The organism is Saccharothrix sp. ST-888 (genome assembly GCF_000955975.1).
Taxonomy (GTDB): domain Bacteria; phylum Actinomycetota; class Actinomycetes; order Streptomycetales; family Streptomycetaceae; genus Kitasatospora.
Genome location: NZ_JYJF01001145.1, coordinates 1 through 237, shown reverse-complemented (window position 1 = coordinate 237; position 237 = coordinate 1). Strand labels below are relative to the sequence as shown.

The 237-nt window shown below is 72.2% G+C and carries 1 protein-coding gene; it reads left to right on the top strand.

What is annotated here, in order from left to right; genetic code table 11:
* The coding region (locus tag UK12_RS35990; RefSeq protein ID WP_045307443.1) for a beta-ketoacyl synthase N-terminal-like domain-containing protein at window positions 1-237 on the top strand (237 nt) is incomplete at both ends.

The following is a 237-nucleotide window of genomic DNA, read 5'->3' as shown; positions in this document are numbered from 1 at the left end:
CCCGAGGACCTCTGGCAGCTCGTGGCCACCGGATCCGACGCCATCTCGCCGTTCCCCGCCGACCGCGGCTGGGACATCGAGGGCCTGTACCACCCGGACGCGGACCACCAGGGCACGTTCTACGCGAGCGGCGGCGGCTTCCTGCACGACGCGGGCGAGTTCGACTCCGAGTTCTTCGGGATCTCGCCGCGCGAGGCGCTGGCCATGGACCCGCAGCAGCGCCTGCTGCTCGAAGCC